Here is a 23,344-nt window from a genome sequence, read left to right on the forward strand (position 1 = left end):
CCAACCTCCCCTGTTTCCGCGCGCCGAAGGGCCGATAAATGCCTCGCGAAATTACCGCCTTTTCGAACCCGTTGATCAAATATGTCCGCGATCTTCGCGACAAGCGACATCGCAAGGCTGCACGCCAGTTCCTTGCGGAGGGATTGCGGATCTTGACCGAGGCTCGCGAGACCGGCCGGCTGCCCCGCACGCTCTTCTACTCTGCGGCGAGTGCCAACCACCCGCTGGTCCATGCGCTGTCGATGGATGTCGAGGAGGCGGGCGGCGAATCGATCCAGACGACGCCGGACATCCTGTCGAAGCTGTCGGGCAAGGACAATCCGCAGGCAGTGGTCGGCGTGTTCGATGAGTTCGACGCGGCACTCGAGGATCTGGACCGGACCAGTGCGGGGATCTGGCTGGTTGCCGAGCGACTGCGGGATCCAGGGAATCTCGGCACGATCCTGCGGACCGGCGATGCCGTCGGTGCGGGCGGGCTGATCCTGATCGGCGAGTCGGTCGATCCGTTCTCGGTCGAGGCGGTGCGGGCGAGCATGGGGGCGCTCTTCACCATTCCGGTCGTCAAAACCGAGTGGGCGCCGTTCGAGGCGTGGCTCCGCAGCGGCCCGGGGCAGCTGGTCGGGCTGAGCCTCGACACCGAGACCGATTACCGGGCGGCGACGTACAGCGCCCCGACCTTCCTGCTGACCGGCAACGAGGCGCAGGGCATGCCGGCGGAGATGGCCGAAGGCTGCGACACGCTGGTCAAGATTCCGATGCTGGGCAAGGCCGACAGCCTGAACGCCGCGGTCGCCACCGCGGTGATGGCCTATGAGGTTCTTGCCCAACAGCGTTGAAAACGCGGGTTAAACGTCCGCGGTCTCTGGCTTTTCGATCAATGCCGGCCCCTCGCCCAGCGCCAGCGCGTCGATCGACGGCACGTCCTCGAGATCGCGCGCGCCGGTCTCGATATTGAGGTCGCGGAACTTGCGGCCGGTGACCATCAGGCGCCCGTTGAACGAATTGGTGAAGCCGTTGAAGTTCTTCACCGCGCTGTTGAGACCGACCCCGACCTTGCGCAGATCGTCGGCGACCTTGGCGAGTCGGTCGTGCATTTCCTTGCCAAGTTCGCCGATCTTGCGCGCCTCGTTGGCGAGCTTTTCCTGCCGCCAGACCGCGGCAACCGTCCGTGCGATCGCAATCAGATTGGTAGGAGTGGCGAGCAAGACCCTCTTTTCAAAGGCGAAATCCCAGAGCGTCGGATCATGTTCGAGCGCGGCGGAGAGGAAATGTTCGCCGGGGACGAACATGATCACATAATCGGGCGTGTCGGCGAACTGGCTCCAATAGGCCTTGTTGCCGAGCCCGTTGACATGCGCGCGCATCGACGCGGCGTGTGCCGCCAGCCCGACCAGCCGCTCGGCCTCGTCGACCGCACCGAACGCATCCTGATAGGCGTTGAGCGAGACCTTGGCATCGATGACGAGCGCGCGGCCGCCGGGGACGCGGATGATCGCATCGGGGCGCAGCCGGGCGCCGGCGCGCTCATCGGCATCGCCGACCGCGACGCTGACCTCGGTCTGGAAATCGGTGTGTTCACTCAGCCCGCAGGTCTCGAGCACGTTCTTCAACTGCTGCTCACCCCAGCGGCCGCGTGACTTGGGCGCGTTGCGGAGCGAGTTGACGAGCTTGGCGGCTTCAGTCGAGACCTTTTCCTGGCCCAGCCGCATCTGTTCGATCTGCCCCTTGAGATCGCCGAACGCGTCGCGGCGCTCCGCCTCGACCTTGGCGACGCCCTCTTCATAGCGCTGCAGCCGGTCGCTGACGGGCTGGAGCATCGACTTGAGGTTCTGCCCGGCGGATTCCTCGGACTGGCGAAAGCGGGCGTCGGCGCGGTCGAGGAAGGTCTTCTGCGCGTCGCTCAGCAGCTTGTTGGCAACGTCGCCGAACTGCGCGGCCATCACGTCCTTGGCGTCGCGGAGTTCGACCAGCCGGGCCTCGAACGCTTCGCTGCGAGCGTGCTCGGTAGCGAGTTCGGTGCGCGCGGCGTCGCGGTCGGCGCGGATCGTCGCGAGATCGATGCGCAGGCGGTCCGCCTCCCCGGCGCGTTCGGCATTCTGCGCACGCAGCGTGGCGAGATCCTGAAGCGCGGCATTGCGCTCCTGCTCGACCGCGTCGCGCGCGGTGCGGACGAGATCATAGTCCGCGGCCCGCGTTCGGGCGATCGCGAGATCGCCGGCAAGAGCGCCTGCACGACGCGAGGCGAGCAGCCAGCCAAGCAGCAGTCCGGCGGCGGCCGCGAGCAGCGCGACGATCATGAGTTCGGTCATGCCAGCGTCCCAATGTTGCGAATGTTGAGACGATAAGCGTGTTTTGCGCCGAGATCCGTACAATTTCGGGCGGGGCGGCCGGCAAAGCAAGATGCGGCGGCGGATCGTGCGGCGATACCGAGGTGTAAGGTCATTGCCGGAACATAGCACGAACGGGTCGAACGGGACAGGGGGATTTTCCTACCTTTTGACGTGATGGCGAAGTGGGCCGGACACGAACGGAATTTCGAACCTCCGGTGCAACCCGGCCACAAATACGCTGCTGCCGTGCAGGCTTGGGGGACGCGCGAGACGGGAGTGCTGGACGGTGCATCTACACGGTGTCAGCTTCTGCGGGAGACGGATCGCATCGCGATCGTGGTGTATGATCGGTAAGGGAGGCGACATTGCGGTTCGAACTTCAACGATGGGCCGATGCGCATCGTGATGGTTTTGCCGCAATGCTGGGCGATCCGGAGGTCATGGCGGACCAAGGGGGGCCGATCGACCGTGATGTCAGCATGGCGAGGTTCGATGCCTACCGTGACGCCTGGGACGTCGACGGCATATCGCGGTGGGTCGTGGCGGATCCTACAGGCGGCTTTCTCGGGTATGTCGGCGTATCGAGGCGCGCCGACGCGGATCATCCTCTGGGTGTGCATCATGAGATCGGGTGGCGCCTGTGTCGTCATGCATGGGGGCGCGGATTGGCCACGGAAAGTGCGTGCATGGCGCTGGCGCATGCATGGACGGTCCTGGAGGCAGCGGAGATCCTGGCCTACACGGCTGCAGAGAACCAGCGATCACAGTGTGTCATGGGCCGGCTGAGCTTCCGGCGGGATAGCGCGCGGGACTTTGTCCGCTCGTCAGCGGCGGGAGGTCGAATGGTGTTACTATGGTGTCTGAACCGACCGGATGCGCCTGACCTGCTAGCTTCGACCTGAGCCGAAGATGTCGACTGGGGGCGTCGCGGGGGACGGCGTGCGCTTGTTGGGGACGTTCCATTCGGGCCCCGGCCTTCGCCGGGGTGGTGTGCTTGAGGGAGTGCCGCCCCTGGTTACTGGGGCCTTCCCAGCTGGGCCCCGGCCTTCGCCGGGGTGGTGTGCTGGGGGAGTGCCGCCCCTGGTTACGGAGGCTTTCTCAGCTGGGCCCCGGCCTTCGCCGGGGTGGTGTTCGTGGGGTGTGCTGCCCCCGGTTACGCGGGGCTGCCTGCCTGGGCCCCGGCCTTCGCCGGGGAACTGGTCTGGGTTGGCCGGTCGAGGCAACGACCGGCGCCGGGTCAGCCGAGCTTGCGGGCCTTGGCGAGTTTCTTGAGGACCATGTCGCGCTTGAGGCGGCTGATGTGGTCGATGAAGAGGACGCCGTCGAGATGGTCGATCTCGTGCTGCATGCAGGTCGAGAGCAGGCCGTCGAGCTCTTCCTCATGCGCCGCGCCGGTCTCGTCGAGCCACTTCACGCGGCAGCGGGCGGGGCGGACGACCTCGGCATATTGCTCGGGGATCGAGAGGCAACCCTCGTTATAGGTCGACATCTCTTCGCTGACCGAAAGGATCTCGGCGTTGATATAGGCCTTGGGATTCCTGATCGGCTTGTCTTCTTCGTCCTTCTCTTCCTGAAGGTCGATGACGAGGACGCGCTGCTGCACGCCGACCTGAGTCGCGGCGAGGCCGATGCCGTTGAAGTCGTACATCGTCTCGATCATGTCGGCGACGAGCGTACGGGTGGAATCGTCCACCGACGCCACCGGCTCCGCGACGAGGCGCAGGCGGGGATCGGGGACTTCGAGAACGGTCATGACGGTCATGCTGCGCAGCTAGGTTCCGCGGGTTGAGCCGTCAAGCATTTGGGTTAGGCCGCGACGATCAGGCCATCGGGCGACGCGCGCGCAGCGCCTGGGCGAGCGTGCCCTCGTCGAGATAGTCGAGCTCGCCACCCACCGGCAGGCCGTGCGCGAGCTGCGTGACGCGGACGGGGAATCGTTCGATCCGTTCGGCGATGTAATGCGCGGTGGTCTGGCCTTCGAGCGTCGCGTTCATCGCGAGAACGACCTCGTCGATCCCCCCCGCCTCGATCCGGCGGACGAGATTGTCGATGCTGAGATCCTCGGGACGGATGCCTTCCAATGCGGACAGGCGACCGCCGAGCACGTGGAAGCGACCGGGGAACAGCCGCGAGCGATCGAGCGCCCAGAGATCGGCGACCTCCTCGACGACGCAGAGCGAGCGCTGGTCGCGGCGCGGGTCGGCGCAGATCGCGCACGGGTTGGTGGTGTCGACATTGCCGCAGACGCTGCAATTTTCCAGCCGCTCGTCGACCGCGGTCAGCGCCTCGCGCAGCGGACCCAGCGCGGCGTCGCGCTTCTTGAGCAGATGCAGCACGGCGCGGCGTGCGGACCGGGGGCCGAGGCCGGGGAGCCGGGCCAGCGCCTGCGTCAGCGCCTCGATCTCGGGGGATGCCATCACGACCAGATAGGGGGTTGCGTCGCTCCCCGCCAGCGTGTTCGAGAGGGGCATGCGGATCATCTTCATGGGAACGCCGGACTTCGCGGTGCCGGTGCTGGAGGCCCTCGTCGCGGCGGGGCATGGATTGGTGGCGGCCTATTGCCAGCCGGCACGACCTGGCGGGCGTCGCGGGCGCGAACTGGTGCCCTCACCAGTCCAGGTCCGGGCGGAGGCGCTGGGCATCGCGGTTCGGACGCCGGTGTCGTTCAAGGCGTCGTTGCCCGAGGGGCTAGACGCGCGGGAAGCGTTTGCCGCGCTGGAGGCGGATGTCGCGGTGGTGGCCGCCTATGGCCTGATCCTGCCGCGCGCGGTGCTCGACGCGCCGCGGTTCGGGTGCCTCAACGTCCATGGCTCGCTGTTGCCGCGGTGGCGCGGGGCGGCGCCGGTGCAGCGCGCGATCCTCGCGGGCGATGCGGAGACGGGGGTCGGGATCATGCAGATGGAGGCCGGGCTGGATACCGGGCCGGTGCGGCTCGAGGGGCGGACTGACGTTGCGGGGAAGACGGCGGGCGATCTGACTGCCGAGCTGTCGGTGATGGGCGCGCGGTTGATGGTCGACGTGCTGGGCGATCTGGACGCCTACCCTGCCCGGCCGCAGCCCGAAGAGGGCGTCACCTATGCGGCGAAGATCGACAAGGCGGAGGCGCGGATCGATTTCGAGCGGCCGGCGGTCGAGGTCGAGCGGCTGGTGCGCGCAATGAACCCGGCGCCCGGCGCGTGGTTCGAGGTCGCCGGCGAGCGCGTGAAGGTGCTCGCGGCGGACGTGTTGCCGTTCAGCTTCCTGGGGTGCGAGGGGCTGACGGTGAATGCCGAGCTGACGATCGGGTGCGGCGACGGTGCGATCCGGCCGACTTTGGTACAGCGGGCCGGGCGCGGCGTGACATCGGCCGAGGAGCTGCTGCGCGGGTTTGCGATTCCCTCGGGGACTCAGCTTTGACGCGGTTCGCGCTGACGGTGGAGTTTGACGGGCGGCCGTTCATGGGCTGGCAGCGGCAGAAGCACGGGCCGAGCGTGCAGGCCGCGCTCGAGGCGGCGGTGCTGAAGATGACCGGCGAGACCGTGGCGGTGCAGGCGGCGGGGCGGACCGATGCGGGGGTGCACGGGATCGCGATGCGCGCGCATGTCGATATCGCCAAGCCGCTCGCGGCGTTCCGGTTGATGGAGGGGCTGAACGCGCTGGTCAAACCGGCGCCGGTTTCGGTGCTGTCGTGCGAGGTGGTGCCCGACGACTGGCATGCGCGGTTCTCGTGTATCGGGCGGTCGTACGAGTACCGGATCGTCAACCGGCGTGCGCCGCTGAGCTTCGAGGCGGGGCTGGCGTGGCAGGTGCCGCAGCCGCTCGATGCGGAGGCGATGGCGGAGGCGGCGCGCGCGCTGGTGGGGCGGCACGACTTCACGACGTTCCGGTCGGCGCATTGCCAGGCGGACAGCCCGGTGCGGACTTTGGACCGGCTCGACGTGGTGCGGGAGGGGGAGCGGCTGTTCGTCTACGCGGCGGCGCGGTCGTTCCTGCATCACCAGGTGCGCTCGATGGTCGGGTGCCTGGCGCTGGTCGGCATGGGGCGCTGGGCGGTCGGCGATGTCGCGGACGCGCTGGCGGCGAAGGATCGGGCGATGCTGGGGCTCAATGCACCGCCCGATGGGTTGTTCTTCGTGACCGCGGTTTATCCCTGAGGAATTAACACCTTAGCGGACGAACTTCGCAGCGAGTTCGACATGCGTCGACCAGAGGAACTGGCCGACCGGCTGGATCCAGTCGATCCGCCAGCCGGCGTCGCAGAGCTCCTTGGCATCGCGCGCGAAGCTCGCCGGGTTGCACGAGACGTAGACGATCACCGGGGTCTTCGACGCGGCGAGCGCGCCGGCCTGTTCGCGCGCGCCCGAGCGGGGCGGATCGATCACCACCGCGTCGAACCGGTCGAGCTCGGCCACCGTCAGCGGGCGGCGGTAGAGGTCGCGGTGCTCGGGGAACACCGGGCTTTGCAGCCGGTGCGCGGCGGCCTTGAGCGCCGTCAGCGCGTCGCGCGCACCCTCCGCGGCATAAACCTTCGCCGGGATCGCGAGCGTGAAGGTGCCGAGCCCGGCGAACAGGTCGGCGACGGTGGCGGGCGTGCCGATCGCCTCGAGCACCGCGGCGGTGAGCGCGGCCTCGCCATCGGGAGTCGCCTGGAGGAACGAGGCGGGTGGCAGCGGCACGGGGACGCCGCCCAGCGTGATCGCCACCGCATCGGGCTCCCAGCGGGTCTCCGGCCCCAGACCATCGTCGAACGCGACGCGGGCGATGCCGTGCTCCTCGCAGAACCGGGTGAGCGCCTCGGCGGCGGGGAGGCCTTCGGGCGCGAAACCGGTGATGAGGATGTCGGCGCCCTGGTCCGCGAGCGTCAGGTGGATGTCCGCGCGGCGGCGGAAGTTGAGACGCTTGAGCAGGGTGCGCAAGGGGGCGACGAGCGCGAACAGCCGCGGATCGAGGATCCAGCATTCCTTGATGTCGACGATCAGATGCGCCTTCTCGGCAGTGAAGCCGAGCGTGATCCTGCCGCCCTTGGCCTCGGCATGCAGCGTCGCGCGGCGGCGGCTGCGGACCGGCGAGATGTGCGGGGTGCGGATCGGCGCGGACAGGCCCTGCCCGTCGAGCGCGGAGGCGATCCGGTCGGTGACGAAGGCGCTGTAGCTCTCGTCGTCGAGATGCTGGAGCTGGCAGCCGCCACAGGTCGGGAAATGGACGCAGGGCGGCGTCTGGTGGTGCGGGCCGTGGGTCACGCTGCCGTCGGCCGCGAGCGTGTCGCCGGGTGCGGTGAAGGCGGCGTGGCGGCCATCGGCGGTGATGCCGTCGCCGCGTGCGGCGACGCGGACGATGGTGTCGGTCGTTGGGTCACTGGTCATAAGGACGCTCTGGCCGACCGGAGCGCATCCGCCAAGTCATCGGCGATAAATGCCGGCCCGGAGCGACGCGCAGCCTCGCCGTGAAGCCACACGCCCGCGCCGGCGGCGGCGAGCGGATCGAGCCCTGCGGCGAGCATCGCGCCGATCGCGCCGGCGAGGACGTCGCCGGTGCCCGCGGTGGAAAGCCAGTCGCTCGCGCCGGGGGCGAGCCGGGCGCGGCCGTCGGGCGCGGCGATGACGGTGTCCGCACCCTTGAAGACGACGACCGCCCCGGTGCGGGCGGCGGCGTCGCGGGCGCGGGTGATCTTGTCGTCGTCCGATCGCCCGAAGAGCGCGTCGAACTCGCCGGCGTGCGGGGTGAGGATGACCGGGACGGTGAGCGCGCGGATCCGGTCGGGACCGAGCAGGCGGAGCGCGTCGCCGTCGAGGACGAGCGGGTGGCCGGCGGCGAGCGCGGCGTCGAGTCGGACGCGGGCGGTGGCGTCACGGCCGAGGCCTGGACCGATGACGAGCGCGCCAATCCGGTCGTTGGCGAGCGCGTGGTCGGAGAACGCCGCGCGGACGAGTGCATGCGGCGGGCCGGGGCTGTCGCCGAGCAGCGTCACATAGCCCGCGCCCGCGCGCATCGCGGCGAGCGCGGCGAGGTCGGCGGCGCCTGCCATCGTGCCGGCGATGACCCCGACCATGCCGCGGGTGTATTTGTGCGCGTCGGGTCCGGGGGGTGCGAGCTGCGGGCGGGCGAGCACTTCGATCTGGCTGGTGACGGGGACGCCGATGTCGAGGAGGCGGATCTCGCCGCAATAGCGGGCGGCGGGCTGGAGGAGGTGCACGGGTTTGAGTGCGCCGAGGGCGAGCGTGAGGTGGAAGACGGGGGGTGTGGTGAGCGCGTGGCCGGAGTCGGTGGCGAGGCCGCTGGGGAGGTCGATGGCTATGGCGAGGGTGGCGGCGGTGCTTAGGGTGTGGAGGCTCTTGACCACAGATACCTCCCCGGCGGAGGCCGGGGTCCAGTTGGGTGAACCGTGCGAGTCGTCGATGGCGGTGCCCAACTGGGCCCCGGCCTTCGCCGGGGGGGTGTTTGGGGTTTGGGGTGAAGGACCATCCAAGGGTCGGGTCAGGCCGGTGCCGAAGAGGGCGTCGACGAGGACGGGGGCGGGCTTCGCTTCGGCGAGAGGTTCGACGGGGCCGGGCCACCCTGCCCTTGCCGCCCTGGCCGCATCGGTGCGGGGCTCGGACAGTGCGGCGACGCGGACCGTTGCGCCCAGGTCGGCGAGCACGCGCGCGGCGACATAGCCGTCGCCGCCATTGTTGCCGGGGCCGCAGAGGATCAGGATGGCGTTCGATCCCGCCAGGCGGCGGACCGCGTGCGCGATCGCGGTGCCTGCGCGGTCCATCAGCGTATCGACCGTAACACCGGTTGCCATCACTGCATCCTCGGCCGCGCGCATCGCGGCAGCGGTCAGGACGGGCTGGCCCTCGATCCGGATCATGAGCCGTTCGCGCCCGGCTGGACCGTCGCCGGGAGGCGGTAGCGGTCGGTGCCCAGCGTGACGTCGATGCTACCGGGCGCGGACATCGTGACGCGCGCCCGCTCGGCCCCGTCGGCGGCGACGACGCCGCGGCCGTCAGGGGAGACGCGCAGCCGGCGAAACCCGCCATCGGCGTGGCGGAGGGTCAGGATCACGCCATCTGCACCGCGCGCCTGCTCGATCGTGCAGTCGGGGGCCAAAGCGGCGGCCCCCCTGGCGCAGGGGACATGCATGACGGCAGCGTCCTCGCGGCGCGACGCCGTGTCACCGGCGTCGGGCTTGCCGCTCCCGCAGGCTGCCAGCGGGAGCGAGACAAGCCCGACAAGATACTGCGATCGTTTAGATATCCGCGTAGACATGCGTTTCGGCTGCGGCTCCCGGGTGCGTGACCGCGCCCTTGTACGCCGGACCGACGGTCTTCGCATAGCGCCACAGCGCGCCCGAGCCGTAATCGGTCTTGCGAGGGACCCAGACCGCGCGGCGTGCCGCCATCACGTCCTCGGGAACATCGAGATCGATCGTCCCCGCCTCGGCGTCGATATGGATGATGTCGCCATCCTCGACGAGCGCGATCGGACCGCCATCGGCGGCTTCGGGGCCGACATGGCCGATGCAGAAGCCGCGCGTGCCGCCCGAGAAACGGCCATCGGTGATCAGCGCGACGCTCTCGCCCATGCCGAGGCCGTATAGCGCGGCGGTGGTCGAGAGCATCTCGCGCATGCCCGGGCCGCCCTTGGGACCTTCGTAGCGGATGACGATGACCTCGCCCTCGTTGATCGCGCGCGCCTCGACCGCGGCGAAGGTGTCCTCCTCGCAATCGAACACACGCGCCGGGCCGCTGAACTGAAGCCGGTGCATGCCCGCGACCTTCACGATCGCGCCATCGGGGGCGAGACTGCCGCGCAGGCCGACGACGCCACCCGTCGGCGTCAACGGCGTGCTGATGTCGTAGATGACCTTCTGATCGGGGTTCCACGTCACCTGGTCGATATTCTCGGCCAGCGTCTTGCCGGTGACGGTCATGCAGCTGCCGTCGAGAAAGCCGCCGCTGAGCATCGTCTTCATCAGCATGTAGACGCCGCCCGCCTCGTACATGTCCTTGGCGACATACTTCCCACCGGGTTTGAGGTCGGCGATGTACGGCGTTGTCTTGAAGATCTCCGCGACGTCGAACAGGTCGAACTCGATCCCCGCTTCCGACGCCATCGCGGGCAGATGCAGCGCGGCATTGGTCGAGCCCCCGGTCGCGGCGACGACTCGCGCCGCATTGATGAAGGCCTCGCGCGTGCAGATGTCGCGCGGGCGGATATTGTCGGCCAGACACTCCATGACCTGCGCGCCTGCAGCCACCGCGATCTGTTCACGCGTCGTGTAAGGCGCTGGCACCATGTTGCTGTTCGGAATGGACAATCCGATCGCTTCCGCGACGCAGGCCATGGTGTTGGCGGTATATTGCCCACCGCATGCGCCGTGACCCGGGCAGGCGACCTTCTCAAGCGCATGCACCTCCGACAGCGGGCAGGCACCGGCGGCATATTTGCCGACGATCTCGAACACGTCGACGACGGTCACGTCGCGTTCCTGATAGCGGCCGGGCAGGATCGAGCCGCCATAGACGAACACCGACGGGATGTTGAGGCGGAGCATCGCCATCATCATGCCGGGCAGCGACTTGTCGCAGCCGGCAAAGCCGACCAGCGCGTCGTAGCAATGGCCGCGGACCGAGAGTTCGACCGAGTCGGCGATGACTTCGCGGCTGACGAGGCTCGCCTTCATCCCCTGATGCCCCATCGCGATGCCGTCGGTGACGGTGATCGTGTTGAAGCGGCGCGGCATGCCGCCGCCCTGGATGACGCCGGCCTGCGCGGCATCGGCCTGCGCGTCGAGCGTGGTGTTGCAGGGGGCCGAGTTGTTGCCGGCGGACGCAAGCGCGACGAACGGACGCGCGATATCCTCTTCGGGGATACCCATCGCGTAGTAATAGCTGCGGTGCGGCGCACGCTCTGGACCGACGGAGACATGCCGGCTCGGCAGGCGCGATTTATCGAATATACGGGTCATGGCGACCGCCTATGTCGCGAGACGGGGCCTTTACGCAAGACAGTTGCGTATTGATTTGCAGTTTTATTCGCCGCGGCCGCGGCCAGACGGGGACCGCAGAGCCCGCGCGGCGGACCGTCAGAGGCTTTCGAGCGCCTTGGCGACGCCGTCCATCGTGAACGGCTTCTGCAGGCGGGGCCGGTCGCGGAAGCGGGGATCGAGGCCGTCATCGCCACCGCCGGTCGCGAACACGAAGGGAATTCCGCCCTCCGCAAGCCGTTCGGCGATCGGAGTACTCTTCTCACCGCCACGCAGGTTGACGTCGAGGATCGCGGCGTCGACACCCCCGGCCGAGATGCGGTGCAGGGCATCGGCGACGGTGTCGACGGACCCTGCCACGCCCTTGTCCAGCACCTCGAGGAAATCCTCGAGCATCATGGCGATCAACGGTTCATCCTCTACGATGAGGATCTGCTGTGGCACGTTCATATTTTGTACCTTAGGCGGCAATTTCGCCGAGCGCCAACATCTTGTTGCTTAACGTGCCGCAAGAACGTCGCGCGCCGCCTCGGCAAGCTGCTGGACCGAGAAAGGCTTGGGAAGAAACTCGACATTGTCGAGGTCGATCGACTTGCGCAGCTGTTCCTCGGCATAGCCCGACATGAAGACGATCGGCAGGTCGGGATATTTCTCGCGTGCGTGGCGGACCATCGTCGGGCCGTCCATGGTCGGCATCACCACATCGGTGATCAGCAGGTCGGGGCGGCCGTTCTTCGCCATGATCTCGAGCGCGACTTCGCCATTCTCCGCGGTCAGCACGCTATAGCCCTGGCGGGTGAGCGCGCGTTCGGCGACTGCGCGGACCATGTCCTCGTCCTCGACGAGCAGGATCGTCCCCGTGCCCCACAGGTCGGCGGGCTTGGCCGCGGGCTTGGGCGCTGTGAGCCGCGGCGCGGCGGGGGCGGCGTGGACGGGGAGGAAGATGGTAAAGGTCGCCCCCTGCCCCGGCTGCGATTCGGCGAAGATATAGCCGCCCGACTGCTTGACGATGCCGTAGACGGTCGAGAGGCCGAGTCCGGTCCCCTTGCCGAATTCCTTAGTCGTGAAGAACGGCTCGAAGATCTTGGGCAGGACCTCGGGCGGGATCCCGGTGCCGGTGTCCTGGACGATCAGCGCGGTATAGTCCGCGACGGGCAGGATGTCGGAGGCCATCTGCCGCACCTCGGTCGCCGAGACCGAGCGCGTGGTGATGGTCAGTGTGCCGCCGCCGCGCGGGTTGGCGGACAGGATCGCGTCGCGGGCGTTGACCGCGAGATTGACGACGACCTGTTCGAGCTGCCCCGGATCGGCGCGGACCGGCCCGAGGTTGCGGCCGTGCATCATGTCGAGCCGGACGGTCTCGCCCATGAGTCGCTTGAGCAGGTTCGAAACCTCGGACACGACGTCGGGCAGTTGCAGGATCTGCGGGCGCAGCGTCTGCTGGCGGCTGAAGGCGAGCAGCTGGCGGGTCAGCCCGGCGGCGCGGTTCGAGTTGGTGCGGATCTGCTGGATGTCGTCATAATCGCTGTCGCCGGGCGAATGGCGCATCAGCATCAGGTCGCAGTGGCCGATGATCGCGGTCAGGATGTTGTTGAAATCATGCGCGACGCCGCCGGCGAGCTGGCCGACCGCCTGCATCTTGGTCGCCTGCGCCACCTCGCGCTTCAGTCGCGATTCCTCGCTATTGTCCTTGAGGCTGAGCAGGACCGCGGCGTCGCCAAGCCCGCGCGCGCCGGCGATGGTCAGCGCGACCGGCTCGTCGGGATGATCCTTCAGCCGGACCGCCATGTCGGTCGAATGCGTCTGCCCGCCCGCGAACCGGCGGATCGCATCGGCGACCGCGGTCTTGTCCTCGCGCACGACGAGATCGCCGGGGTAGAGCGGCGGCGCGGCGCCGACGACCCCGGCGGCGCGCAGGAACGAGTCATTCATCTGGATGAAGCGGCCCTCGCGATCGACCAGCGCCATGCTGAACGGCATCAGGCTGACGAGGCTGCGGACATGCGCGGAAGCGGACGCGCCGATCGCGGGCGCATCCTCCTCGTCGTCGAGCAGGATGACGAGGACGGGGGCGTCGTCGCCCTCGACAAAGGGCACCTGCACCACGCGCAGCGGCGTCCCCGCGCCGCCCTCGCGGGCGAAGCGGACGAGGCCGCGATTGTCGGTGATCAGGAAGCGCGCGAAGTCGCGTCCCTCGATCGCCTCATGCTCGTCGCCGATCGCGCGGACGCGGAGCACGCGGTTGGTCGCACGCACGCGGCCGTCGGCGCTGAGCAACGCCGCCATGATCCCGCTGCCGCCGAGCCGGTCGCCGGTCGGCCCGTCGATCAGCCGTTCGGCGGTCTGCGCGAGGTCATAGTCGGGCGCGGTGACGAACCGCCAGACGAGCATGTCCGCCTCGTCGCCGGCGCGGGTGATCGATGCCGAGATACGCAGCCCGTTGGCCACCAGCCGCTCCGCCTGCGCGTGACCGTCGCGCCACGCGGTGCGTCCGGCCTCGGCCAGCAATACGACCCCACTCGCGTCGAGCGGCAGCCCCGGCGGGGTTGGAAAGCCGCTGAACACCGCGTCATAGGCATCGTTCGCGCAGACCAGCCGGCCCGCACGATCGGTCACCGCGATTGCATCGCCGCTCGCCTGCGCAACCGCCCGCGTGAAGTCCCAGTCGATCGTGCGCAGTTCGGCGCTGCCGGCGCGCGCGAGCACGCGCCAGACGATCACCGCGCCGATGACGATGATCGCCGCGGCGAGAAAGGCCGCCGCGACGACGATGTCGCCGATCATGCCGAGCACCAGCCCCGATGCGGCGATCCCCGTCACCGCCGCGACGAGGGCGGCGCGGCGGTTCGGCCCGAGGCCGGTCTGGGGCGGAAGCGAAACCATGCGATGCCTCTTCCGCTGTTCGGGGGTTTGGGGTCAAGCATCATGTCCCCGCCCGGTTTCCCGGTCGGGGACGCGGCCGGTCACCAGATACGCACGCGCTGTTCGGGGGCGAGATACAGACGCTGCGTCGGCTTGGGCTGATAGGCGGCGTACCAGGGGTCGAGATTGCGGACGACCGAGGCGCGCTGCTGCGACGGCGAATGCGGATCGGTCAGCAGCCGCTGCCGCAGGTTCGCCTCGCGGTAGTTGCGGCGCCAGACCTGCGCCCAGCCCAGATAGAAGCGCTGGTCGCCGGTGAAGCCGTCGAGCACGGGGGCCGCCTTGCCGCCGAGCGCGGTGTGATAGGCGTCATAGGCGACCGTCAGCCCGGCGAGATCGGCGATGTTCTCGCCCATCGTCAGCTGGCCCTTCACGTGCATGCCCGGCAGCGGCTCATAAGCGTCGTACTGCGCGCCGAGCTTGCCGGTGAGCGCGTTGAAGCCGGCGATGTCCTTGGGCGTCCACCAGTCGGTGAGCTGGCCCTTGGCGTCGTATTTCGAACCCTGGTCGTCGAAATGATGGCTCAGTTCGTGGCCGATCACCGCGCCGATGCCGCCATAATTGACCGCGTCGTCGGCCTTGGGATCGAAGAAGGGCGGCTGGAGGATGGCTGCGGGGAAGACGATCTCGACCATGCCGAAATTGGCATAGGCGTTGACCGTCATCGGCGTCATGCCCCATTCCCAGCGCTGCAGGGGCTTGCCGAGCTTGGCAATATTGTCCTGATGCTGCCATTCATTGGCGCGCCATTCGTTGCCGAACGCGTCGCCGGACGTGATCGTCAGCGCGGACAGGTCCTTCCACTGGCTGGGATAGCCGATCTTGGGGGTGAAGGCGGCGAGCTTGGCGTGCGCCTTCTGCTTGGTCTCGGGCGCCATCCAGTCGAGCTTGTCGATCCGGCGGCCCATCGCGGCGAGCACGTTCTTCACCAGCACGTCCGCTGCCGCCTTGGTCTCGGGCGGGAAATACTGTGCGACGTAGAGCTTGCTGACCTCGTCGCCGAGCGCACCGCTGGTGAACTGGACACCGCGTTTCCAGCGGGCCTCCTGCTCGGGGGTGCCGCCGAGCACGGTGCCGTAGAAGGCGAACTGTTCGGCGTCGAACGCCCTGGGCAGCACATCGGCATAGCCGTCGAGCGAGCGCAGGATCAGCTGGTCCTTGAGCACGCCGATCGGCGCGGTCGCGACGAGTTTTGCAATGCCGGTGATCGCCGAGGGCTGTGCGACGATGACGGTCGGTACGGGCGTGCCGGTCGCCTTGAAATAGCCGGCGAAGTCGAAGCCGGGCGCGCGCTTGGCGAGATCGGCGACGGACATCTTGTTATAGGTCTTGGTCGCGTCGCGGCTGTCGACTCGGGTCCAGCTGACCCGGGCGATCTCGGTCTCGAACGCGAGCAACGCGGCGGCGCGCGCCTCGGCATCGGGTTCGCCGGCGAGCGTCAGCATCTTGGCGATGTGCGCGCGGTAGGCGGTGCGCGCCTCGACCAGCTTGGCATCGGTGCTGAGATAATAGTCGCGGTCGGGCAGGCCGAGCCCCGACTGGCCGAGCGACAGTGCGTACTGCTCGGGAATCTTGTCGTCCTGGCCGACGCCGCTGCCGAACGGGCCGCCGATACCGGCGCGATCCGCCTCGGCGAGCAGGGCGGGATAGCCCGACCGGTCCTTCAGCGCGGCGATCTTCGCGAGCCATGGGCGGATCGGTGCCAGCCCCTTGGCCTCGATCGTGCCGGTGTCGAGGAAGGTCGCATAGGCACGGCCGATCTTAGACTTCGGATCCTTGGCCGCGGTGTCGAGGATGCCGCGGGTGCGCGTCTCGGACAGGTCGGAGAGGAAGTTGAACGCGCCGTAGTTCGACTTGTCCGCGGGGATCGGGGTGGTCTTCGCCCAGTTGCCATTGGCGAAGGCGTAGAAATCGTCACCGGGCTGGACGCTCTTGTCCATGCCCTTCTCGTCGAAGCCGAAGCTGCCATATTGCGCGCCGGTCGAGGCGGGTGCGGCGGGCGCGGCGGTTGGTTCGGCGGTCTGCGAGATTGCGGCGGTGACGCCGGTGATCGCGGTGGCGGCGAGCAGGCCGGCGGCGATGTAGGTCTTCATGGGGGTCTCCTGGAATTTCGTTCGCGGTACACCTCCCCGGCGAACGCCGGGGCCCAGTTGGGAAGGTCTTGGTAACGATGGACAGTCGGCCATTACGTCTGTCCCCCCAACTGGGCCCCGGCCTTCGCCGGGGTGGGGCAGATTTGGGGCGGTCGGCGTCAGCGGATTACCAGATGCGGACGCGGGCCGCCGGGGCGAGGTAGCTGGCCTCGCCGGGCTTCACGCCGAACGCCGCGTACCAGGGGTCGAGGTTGCGGACGGTGAGGACGCGCTGGTGACCCGGCGAGTGCGGATCGGACAGCAGCGTCTGGCGCAGCGCGGGTTCGCGGAACTTGCTGCGCCAGACGCCGGCCCAGCCATAATAGAAGCGCTGGTCGCCGGTGGTGCCGTCGATCACCGGCGCGGGCTTGCCGCCGAGCGAGCGGTGATAGGCGTCATAGGCGACGGTCAGCCCGGCGAGATCGGCGATGTTCTCGCCGAGCGTCAGGCCGCCCTGGACGTGCAGCCCGGGCAAGGGCTCATAGGCGTCGTACTGCTTGACCAGCGCGTCGGTGAAGACCTTGAAGCGCGCGACGTCCTGCGGCGTCCACCAGTCGGTGAGCTTGCCGCTGGCGTCGTATTTGCGGCCCTGATCGTCGAAGTGATGGCTGATCTCGTGACCGATCACCGCGCCGATGCCGCCATAGTTGATCGCCGGGTCCGCCTTCGGATCGAAGAACGGCGGCTGGAGGATCGCGGCCGGAAAGACGACCTCGTTCATCGTCGGATTGGCATAGGCGTTGATCGTCATCGGCGTCATGAACCATTCGCCGCGATCGATCGGCTGGCCGAGCTTCTTGAGGTCGCGATCATAGTCGAACGCGTTGGCGCGCGCGACGTTACCGACGAGGTCGCCGCGCTGGACCTGAAGCGCGGAATAGTCGCGCCATTTATCAGGATAGCCGATCTTGGGGGTGAAGGCGGCGAGCTTGGCGAGCGCCTTGGTCTTGGTCTCGGGCGCCATCCAGGCGAGGTTGCGCAACCGGTCGCCCATCGCCGCTATGACGTTCTTGACGAGCTGATCGGCGGCCGCCTTCGATTCCGGCGGGAAATATTTCGCGACATACTGCTCGCCGATCGCCTCGCCCATCGCGCCCGACACGGTCGAGACGCCGCGCTTCCAGCGGACCTGCTGCTCGGGCGTGCCCGACAGGGTGGTGCCGTAGAAGCCGAAATTGGCCTTGTCGAAATCGCTCGAGAGATAGGGCGCATAGGCGCGCAGCACCTTGAGCATCGCATAGTCCTGAAGGACGTTCACCGGGGTATCGGCAAAGACCTTCGCTTCGCCCGTCAGCGCGCTCGGCTGCGCGACGAGGTAGAAGGGACGGCCGGTGACGCCCATCGCGGTCATGTACTGGGCCCAGGGGAAACCGGGCGCCTTGGCCGCGAAGTCGGCGGCGGTCCATTTATTGTAGGTCTTGTCCGCGTCGCGGCTCTCGATCCGCGTCCAGTGCGCGGTGGCGAGGCCCTTCTCCATCGCGAACACCGCCGCGGCGCGCGCGGCCGCGTTGGGCTCGCCCGCGAGCGTCAGCATCTGCGCGAGATACGCCTGATAGGCGGTGCGGACCGCGGCGAGCTTGGCATCGTCCTTCAGATAATAGTCGCGATCGGGCAGCCCGAGGCCGCTCTGGCCGAAGCCGACGACATAGGTGGTCGGGTCCTTGTCGTCCTGCTGGACGCCGACGCCGACGAGCCCGCCGCCCCCCTGGCGCTGCAGCTTCGCAATCTGGGTGACGAGCGCGGTCTTGTCTGTGGTCGTCTTGAGCGCAGCGAGCATCGGCTTCACCGGCCCCGCGCCCTTCGCGTTGACCGCCGCCTCGTCCATGAAGCTGGCGTAGAAATCACCGACCTTGTCGCCGGGCTTTGCCGTCGCGGCGTCGAGGATCGTCCGGGTGCGTTCGAGCGACAGGTCCTGGAGGACGTGGAACATGCCGTAGGACGAGCGATCGGCGGGGATCGGCGTCGCCTTCTCCCAGCCGCCATTGGCATAGTCGAAAAAGTCGGTGCCGGGCTTCACCGCGGTATCGCGCCCGGCCATGTCGAAGCCGAAATCGCCGATCTGCGGCTTGTTCGCATCCTTCGGCGCGACGGGACCGCTGGCCACACCGGCGAGCGCCGGCGACGGCGCGGCCCGTCGGGCCGGGGTCTGACTGGTCTGGGCCGAGACCGTTGCGGCGGAGGCGAGCAGAATGGCGGTGACAATCGACGTACGCATCAAGGACCCTCGGGGAAGAACTTCAGGATGCGGTGTGTTCTACGCCGATAAGACGCTCCGTCAATTCGTCGGGCGACAGATAGTGACGATTGTTACGATCCGCGATTATCGTGGCGGTGCCGCCACTTGCGGGCAATCCACAGCCGCCAGCCGAGTGCGCTGAGCGCATAGCCGCCGATCGAGGCCACCACGGTGATCGCCAGCAGACCGAGCGCGGTGGCAGGCCCCGCCTGCATCAGCCAGGGGATCCAGTCGGCCTGCGCGGCGGCTTCGGCGACCGGCTGGCCGGGGACATGCGCGTCGATCCGCAGCATCCACGACCCGATCCAATAGGCGGCGATCCAGAGCGGCGGGGTCGTCAGCGGATTGGTGATGAAGGTGGTCAGCGCGGCGGTCGGCACATTGGCGCGGAACGGCAGCGCGAACAAGGCGGCGACGGGGGTCTGCGCGACGGGCACGAGGATCCCCGCGACCATGCCGAGCGCGACGCCGCGCGGCACCGAGCGCCGGGTGAAGCGCCACAGTTCGGGCGCGAGCACGCGGTGCGCGACGGGGCGCAACAGGCGGTTGCGCTCCATCGAATCGCGGGTCGGCAGATTGCGATGCGACCACGCCGCGAGGCGCCCGAAAAGACCGACCGGCGCCCTGGTCACGGCTTATCCACGATCCCGCATGATCCGGCCCTGCTCGCGCTTCCAGTCCTGTTCCTTCACCGAGTCGCGCTTGTCGTGGTTCTGCTTGCCCTTGGCGAGCGCGAGCTCGACCTTCGCGCGGCCCTTGGAATTGAAATAGATCATCAAGGGCACGAGCGTCATGCCCTGGCGCGCGACCGCGCCGAACATCTTGTTGATCTCGCGCTCGTGCAGCAGCAGCTTGCGCGGCCGCTTGGGCTCATGATTGAAGCGGTTGCCGTGGCTGAATTCGGGGATGTTCGAATTGACGAGCTGGACCGTGCTGCCCTTCACCTCGGCATAGGCCTCCGCGATCGAGCCTTCGCCCCCGCGCAGTGCCTTCACCTCGGTGCCGGTCAGCGCGATCCCCGCCTCGAACACCTGCTCGATATAATAGTCGTACCGCGCGCGCCGGTTCTCGGCGACGATCTTGGTCTTTTCGAAGGTCGGGGGTTTGGGGCGTGCCATGGGATGCGCGATGTAGGAGGTCGGAGGGCGAAGGGGAAGCGGGCGTCGTATCGCGTTGGACGTTAATTGTCGGTCCTCCCGTCATCCTGACGTGCGTCAGGATGACGGACGGGGATCAGACCAGGCCGGCGTGCGCCAGCGCCGCGTCGACCGCGGCGCGCGAGGCGTCGCCCGCGGGGGTCATCGGCAGGCGCAGCGTCTCGGGGAAGCCGGCCCGTACCCGCGCCATGGCGTATTTGACCGGGCCCGGCGACGCGTCGGTGAACAGCGCGTCGTGCAGGGGATAGAGCCGGTCCTGATAGGCGAGCGCGGTGACGAAATCGCCCGCCTGGCAGGCCGCCTGAAACTCCGCGCACAGCTTCGGCGCGACGTTGGCGGTGACCGAGATGCAGCCGGTGCCGCCCATCACGTTGAACGCGAGCGCGAGGTCGTCATTGCCCGACAGCTGGCAGAAGTCGGGTCCGCAGGCTTCGCGGTGCTGCGAGACGCGCGCGAGCACGCCGCTGGCGTCCTTCACGCCGACGAACACCTGCGGAAAGGCGGTGACGACCCGCGCCAGCGTCGCGGGCTGGATGTCGGTGACGGTACGGCCGGGGACGTTGTAGAGGATGATCGGCAGCGGCGCATCGGCGGCGAGCGCCTCGAAATGCCGGAAGATCCCCTCCTGGCTCGGGCGGTTGTAATAGGGCGGGACCATCAGCGCGGCATCGGCGCCAGCCTCATGCGCCGCACGCAGATTGGCCGAGGCGACGCGTGTGTCGTTCGACCCTGCCCCCGCGATCACGGGCACGCGGCCCTTCGCCTGGTCAACGCAGACGCGAACGACGTGGAAATGCTCGTCATAGGACAGGGTCGCTGCCTCGCCCGTGGTGCCGCACGCGACCAGCGCGGACGAGCCCTCGGCGATCTGCCACTCGACAAAATCGCGATAGGCCTGCTCGTCGAAACTGCCGTCCGCGGCGAACGGCGTGACGAGCGCCGGGATCGACCCGGCAAAGGAAAAACCTGCAAACATCGGTATATTGCGCTCCTGCCGCGCTGAATTCGGGCGTTTCGTTCAGGACAGATACGGGTTGAACTGCTATCCTGTCCACATGGTAGCATTGGCGTTCAAATCGAGCATCGTCCTGGCGGCTCTGGCCGGCACGGCGGTATCTTCAGGGGTCGGACAGGAAACGCTCGACCGGTACCGAACGCAGCTTTCGAATATTGGCCCGCAGGCGCAGCCGATGGCGAGCGACGGCGCGATCGCCTCGACGATCGCGCAGTGGCGCGCGCTGCAACAGACCGATGCGCTGCCGTTCGACAGCTATGCCGGGTTCCTGATGGCGCATCCCGGCTGGCCGAACGAGACCGCCAATCGCCGCGCGGCGGAGCGGCAGGCGGCGATCGGCAGCGGTGCGGCGGGCAGCGTCGTCGCGTTCTTCACGCGCTATCCGCCGCAGTCCGCGGCGGGCAATCTTGCCTATGCACGCGCATTGCAGGCGACCGGGCAGCGCGACCGGGCCTATGCCGCGGTGCGCACCGCATGGCGATCGGGCGGGCTGACGCCGATCGACCAGGTCGCGGTGACGACGGGCTTCCCGGGCGCGCTGTCAAGCGACGATCAGGATGCGCGGATGGACGCATTGCTCTGGTCGGGGCAGACGAGTGCAGCGCAGCGCCAGATCCTGCTGGTGAGCCCCGCGAAACGCGCGCTGTTCGAGGCGCGGCTCGCCTTCCGGACCAATGCGCCGAACGCGTCCGACCTGTCGGCGGCGACGATGGAGACCTATCGCGGCGACGCCGGCTATGTCGCCGACCGCGCGGTGTGGCTGCGCAACAGCGGTGCGAGCCCGAGCGCGCGCGCCTGGCTGGCGCGCCCACGGGCGCTGACCGCGCGGCCGGGCAATGCGGGCGAATGGTACGAGATCCTGGTGACCAATGCGCGCGGCGCGGCGAATGACGGCCAGTGGCAGGTCGCCTATGACATCGCGCGGCAGATCGACGATGCCTATCCGGCGGGGGCGAACATCTCGGCCAAATCCTATGCCGAGCGTGACGAATATACCAATCTCGCCTGGCTCGGCGGGCAGGCGGCGATGAAGCAGCTCGGGCGGCCGGCGGATGCGATGACGCTGTTCGACCGCTATGCGCGTGGGTCGAATTCGCCGGTGGTGCGGGCGCGAGGCTATTACTGGGCGGGACGCGCGGCCGAGGCGGCGGGCCGGCAGGCCGATGCCACCGCCTTCTACACGCAGGCGGCCGGCTACCGCGATCAATATTACGGGCAGCTCGCGACCGAGCGGATGGGTCGGGCGCTGACCCCGCCACCGCCGATGGCCAGCCTTGCGATCGCCCCCGCGGTGCGCGCCGCGTTCGAGCAGCGCGAGACGGTGCGCGCGGTCAAGTTCCTCGGCCAGATCGCGGACTGGCAGGACCAGACCGCGTTCGTCCGCCAGATCGCCGCGGATGCGACGACCGACACCGACCATGCGCTCGCTGCCGAACTGTCGACGCGCATCAACCGCCCCGATCTGGGCGTGATGGTCGGGCGCAGCGCGCTGGCGAACGGGCTCAGCGACTATTCCGCGGCGGGCTTCCCGACCGTCAGCGTGCCGGCGGGCTATGAGGACAACTGGACGATCATCCACGCGATCTCGCGGCAGGAGAGCCAGTTCGATCGCGCCGCGGTCAGCCATGCGGGTGCGCGCGGGCTGATGCAGCTGATGCCTGCGACCGCGCGCGAGCAGTCGGGTAAGATCGGGCTGGCCTACAACCAGGCGTCGCTGACGACCGATCCCAATCTTTCGATCATGCTGGGGTCGAGCTACTTCCAGCGTATCTATGCGAACTATGGCAGCTATCCGCTTGCGATTGCTGCGTATAATGCGGGCGGCGGCAATGTGAACAAGTGGCTGCGCGCCAATGGCGACCCGCGGACCGGCGCGGTCGACATCATCGACTGGATCGAGGCGATCCCGTATCAGGAGACGCGCAACTATGTGCAGCGCGTGATCGAGAATGCGGTCGTCTACGACCTGATGAACCCCGCCCGCGCCAAGAGCCGCAGCGTCGCGCGGACGTCCTGGTATCTCGGCAAGACCCGGCCGGGCTGAACCGGACGAGACGGCGCGCATGGATCGGCCCAATTACATCACCCCGGCAGGCTATACGGTGCTGCGCGAGGAATATGAGCTGTTGCTCGGCAGCGAGCGGCCGAAGCTCGTCGAGGTGATCTCCTGGGCGGCGGGCAATGGCGACCGGTCGGAGAATGGCGACTATATCTATGGGCGCAAGCGGCTGCGCGAGATCGACCGGCGGCTCGGCTGGCTGTCGCGGCGGATGAAGGCGGCCAAGGTCGTCGATCCCGCCGCGCAGGAGGACCGCAGCCGCATCTGGTTCGGCGCGTGCGTGACGGTGGCGGACGAGGAGGATGTCGAACGCGTGCTCACGCTGGTCGGCGATGACGAGACCGATGCGGGCAATGGGCGGATCGGCTGGAATTCGCCGTTCGCACGGGCGCTGAGGGGTGCCGCGATCAACGACGTCCGCCGCGTCGACCTGCCCGCGGGCGAGCGCGAATATGAGGTCATCGCGATCGCCTATCCCTGAAATCCTCCCCCGCCAGGGGGAGGTGTCTGGCTCGTGCCAGACGGAGGGGGCGGTAGGCGAAACAT

The 23,344-nt window shown here is 68.4% G+C and carries 20 protein-coding genes; 6 read left to right on the forward strand and 14 right to left on the reverse strand.

What is annotated here, in order from left to right:
- The first annotated feature begins 38 nt into the window (after positions 1-38).
- Positions 39-836, forward strand: coding sequence for a TrmH family RNA methyltransferase (locus tag ASE89_RS09695; protein WP_056676767.1), 798 nt, complete (start codon positions 39-41; stop codon positions 834-836).
- Between the two features lie 9 nt (positions 837-845).
- Here the strand turns inward: ASE89_RS09695 and rmuC are convergent, their stop codons facing one another.
- A complete protein-coding gene (gene rmuC / locus ASE89_RS09700; RefSeq protein WP_056676768.1) occupies positions 846-2,309 on the reverse strand; it encodes a DNA recombination protein RmuC in 1,464 nt (487 codons plus the stop codon).
- A 386-nt stretch (positions 2,310-2,695) separates the two neighbouring features.
- Between rmuC and ASE89_RS09705 the strand changes: the two genes are divergently transcribed.
- Entirely contained in the window at positions 2,696-3,232 is a 537-nt protein-coding gene (locus tag ASE89_RS09705; protein WP_082451378.1) for a GNAT family N-acetyltransferase, read from the forward strand.
- A 335-nt stretch (positions 3,233-3,567) separates the two neighbouring features.
- Here ASE89_RS09705 and def read toward each other — a convergent pair whose 3' ends face one another.
- Positions 3,568-4,092 (reverse strand): peptide deformylase, encoded by a 525-nt coding sequence (def, locus tag ASE89_RS09710; RefSeq protein ID WP_031438987.1) that lies wholly within the window; start codon positions 4,090-4,092, stop codon positions 3,568-3,570.
- 58 nt (positions 4,093-4,150) lie between these two features.
- Complete coding sequence (recR, locus tag ASE89_RS09715; RefSeq protein WP_031393413.1) at positions 4,151-4,747, reverse strand: recombination mediator RecR; 597 nt, start codon at positions 4,745-4,747, stop codon at positions 4,151-4,153.
- 52 nt (positions 4,748-4,799) lie between these two features.
- On the opposite strand from recR, the gene fmt reads away from it, so the two are divergent.
- Both fmt and truA read left to right on the forward strand, forming a co-directional pair.
- Positions 4,800-5,726 (forward strand): methionyl-tRNA formyltransferase, encoded by a 927-nt coding sequence (gene fmt, locus ASE89_RS09720; RefSeq protein WP_056676775.1) that lies wholly within the window; start codon positions 4,800-4,802, stop codon positions 5,724-5,726.
- Positions 5,723-6,463, forward strand: coding sequence for a tRNA pseudouridine(38-40) synthase TruA (gene truA / locus ASE89_RS09725; RefSeq protein ID WP_056676779.1), 741 nt, complete (start codon positions 5,723-5,725; stop codon positions 6,461-6,463). The genes fmt and truA overlap by 4 nt, the downstream gene beginning before the upstream one ends.
- Positions 6,464-6,475: 12 nt before the next feature.
- Here the strand turns inward: truA and ASE89_RS09730 are convergent, their stop codons facing one another.
- From ASE89_RS09730 to dapA, 11 genes are all read right to left on the reverse strand, one after another.
- Positions 6,476-7,672 carry a class I SAM-dependent RNA methyltransferase gene (locus ASE89_RS09730; RefSeq protein ID WP_056676781.1) on the reverse strand — a complete coding sequence of 399 codons (1,197 nt, stop codon included), beginning with the start codon at positions 7,670-7,672 and terminating at the stop codon, positions 6,476-6,478.
- Positions 7,669-9,159, reverse strand: a complete 1,491-nt coding sequence (locus tag ASE89_RS09735) for an NAD(P)H-hydrate dehydratase (protein ID WP_056676784.1) — start codon at positions 9,157-9,159, stop codon at positions 7,669-7,671. Before ASE89_RS09735 ends, ASE89_RS09730 begins: the two co-directional genes overlap by 4 nt.
- Entirely contained in the window at positions 9,156-9,431 is a 276-nt protein-coding gene (locus tag ASE89_RS09740; RefSeq protein ID WP_056676786.1) for a hypothetical protein, read from the reverse strand. The genes ASE89_RS09735 and ASE89_RS09740 overlap by 4 nt, the downstream gene beginning before the upstream one ends.
- Before the next feature lie 106 nt (positions 9,432-9,537).
- A complete protein-coding gene (gene ilvD, locus ASE89_RS09745; protein ID WP_031440068.1) occupies positions 9,538-11,259 on the reverse strand; it encodes a dihydroxy-acid dehydratase in 1,722 nt (573 codons plus the stop codon).
- A gap of 117 nt (positions 11,260-11,376) precedes the next feature.
- Positions 11,377-11,727 (reverse strand): response regulator, encoded by a 351-nt coding sequence (locus ASE89_RS09750; RefSeq protein WP_031396103.1) that lies wholly within the window; start codon positions 11,725-11,727, stop codon positions 11,377-11,379.
- Between the two features lie 48 nt (positions 11,728-11,775).
- Positions 11,776-14,160, reverse strand: coding sequence for a hybrid sensor histidine kinase/response regulator (locus tag ASE89_RS09755; protein ID WP_056676793.1), 2,385 nt, complete (start codon positions 14,158-14,160; stop codon positions 11,776-11,778).
- An 80-nt stretch (positions 14,161-14,240) separates the two neighbouring features.
- Complete coding sequence (locus tag ASE89_RS09760) at positions 14,241-16,292, reverse strand: M13 family metallopeptidase (RefSeq protein ID WP_056676796.1); 2,052 nt, start codon at positions 16,290-16,292, stop codon at positions 14,241-14,243.
- Positions 16,293-16,458: 166 nt separating this feature from the next.
- On the reverse strand, positions 16,459-18,546 hold the full coding sequence (locus ASE89_RS09765) for a M13 family metallopeptidase (protein WP_056676800.1): 2,088 nt from the start codon (positions 18,544-18,546) through the stop codon (positions 16,459-16,461).
- A gap of 92 nt (positions 18,547-18,638) precedes the next feature.
- Positions 18,639-19,124, reverse strand: a complete 486-nt coding sequence (locus ASE89_RS09770) for a DUF2062 domain-containing protein (protein ID WP_042466983.1) — start codon at positions 19,122-19,124, stop codon at positions 18,639-18,641.
- A gap of 78 nt (positions 19,125-19,202) precedes the next feature.
- Positions 19,203-19,685, reverse strand: coding sequence for an SsrA-binding protein SmpB (gene smpB, locus ASE89_RS09775; RefSeq protein WP_031395420.1), 483 nt, complete (start codon positions 19,683-19,685; stop codon positions 19,203-19,205).
- Between the two features lie 115 nt (positions 19,686-19,800).
- A complete protein-coding gene (gene dapA / locus ASE89_RS09780) occupies positions 19,801-20,700 on the reverse strand; it encodes a 4-hydroxy-tetrahydrodipicolinate synthase (RefSeq protein ID WP_056676803.1) in 900 nt (299 codons plus the stop codon).
- Between the two features lie 79 nt (positions 20,701-20,779).
- Between dapA and ASE89_RS09785 the strand changes: the two genes are divergently transcribed.
- Positions 20,780-22,783: a lytic transglycosylase domain-containing protein gene (locus ASE89_RS09785; RefSeq protein WP_056676806.1), complete on the forward strand. Its 2,004-nt coding sequence runs from the start codon at positions 20,780-20,782 to the stop codon at positions 22,781-22,783.
- A gap of 19 nt (positions 22,784-22,802) precedes the next feature.
- Positions 22,803-23,279, forward strand: coding sequence for a GreA/GreB family elongation factor (locus tag ASE89_RS09790; protein WP_056676808.1), 477 nt, complete (start codon positions 22,803-22,805; stop codon positions 23,277-23,279).
- Positions 23,280-23,344 lie beyond the last annotated feature (65 nt).

The organism is Sphingomonas sp. Leaf30 (assembly GCF_001422525.1).
GTDB lineage: Bacteria > Pseudomonadota > Alphaproteobacteria > Sphingomonadales > Sphingomonadaceae > Sphingomonas > Sphingomonas aerolata.

Excerpts from the sequence above, each read along its gene's own strand:
- ASE89_RS09790 (WP_056676808.1), top strand. The coding sequence starts at position 22,803 with ATGGATCGGCCCAATTACATCACCCCGGCAGGCTATACGGTGCTGCGC.
- ASE89_RS09760 (WP_056676796.1), bottom strand. The coding sequence starts at position 16,292 with ATGAAGACCTACATCGCCGCCGGCCTGCTCGCCGCCACCGCGATCACC.
- rmuC (WP_056676768.1), bottom strand. The coding sequence starts at position 2,309 with ATGACCGAACTCATGATCGTCGCGCTGCTCGCGGCCGCCGCCGGACTG.
- ilvD (WP_031440068.1), bottom strand. The coding sequence starts at position 11,259 with ATGACCCGTATATTCGATAAATCGCGCCTGCCGAGCCGGCATGTCTCC.
- fmt (WP_056676775.1), top strand. The coding sequence starts at position 4,800 with ATGCGGATCATCTTCATGGGAACGCCGGACTTCGCGGTGCCGGTGCTG.
- ASE89_RS09770 (WP_042466983.1), bottom strand. The coding sequence starts at position 19,124 with ATGGAGCGCAACCGCCTGTTGCGCCCCGTCGCGCACCGCGTGCTCGCG.
- ASE89_RS09695 (WP_056676767.1), top strand. The coding sequence starts at position 39 with ATGCCTCGCGAAATTACCGCCTTTTCGAACCCGTTGATCAAATATGTC.
- ASE89_RS09765 (WP_056676800.1), bottom strand. The coding sequence starts at position 18,546 with ATGCGTACGTCGATTGTCACCGCCATTCTGCTCGCCTCCGCCGCAACG.
- smpB (WP_031395420.1), bottom strand. The coding sequence starts at position 19,685 with ATGGCACGCCCCAAACCCCCGACCTTCGAAAAGACCAAGATCGTCGCC.
- ASE89_RS09755 (WP_056676793.1), bottom strand. The coding sequence starts at position 14,160 with ATGGTTTCGCTTCCGCCCCAGACCGGCCTCGGGCCGAACCGCCGCGCC.
- recR (WP_031393413.1), bottom strand. The coding sequence starts at position 4,747 with ATGGCATCCCCCGAGATCGAGGCGCTGACGCAGGCGCTGGCCCGGCTC.
- ASE89_RS09735 (WP_056676784.1), bottom strand. The coding sequence starts at position 9,159 with ATGATCCGGATCGAGGGCCAGCCCGTCCTGACCGCTGCCGCGATGCGC.
- ASE89_RS09750 (WP_031396103.1), bottom strand. The coding sequence starts at position 11,727 with ATGAACGTGCCACAGCAGATCCTCATCGTAGAGGATGAACCGTTGATC.
- def (WP_031438987.1), bottom strand. The coding sequence starts at position 4,092 with ATGACCGTCATGACCGTTCTCGAAGTCCCCGATCCCCGCCTGCGCCTC.
- ASE89_RS09730 (WP_056676781.1), bottom strand. The coding sequence starts at position 7,672 with ATGACCAGTGACCCAACGACCGACACCATCGTCCGCGTCGCCGCACGC.
- dapA (WP_056676803.1), bottom strand. The coding sequence starts at position 20,700 with ATGTTTGCAGGTTTTTCCTTTGCCGGGTCGATCCCGGCGCTCGTCACG.
- ASE89_RS09740 (WP_056676786.1), bottom strand. The coding sequence starts at position 9,431 with ATGCATGTCCCCTGCGCCAGGGGGGCCGCCGCTTTGGCCCCCGACTGC.
- ASE89_RS09785 (WP_056676806.1), top strand. The coding sequence starts at position 20,780 with ATGGTAGCATTGGCGTTCAAATCGAGCATCGTCCTGGCGGCTCTGGCC.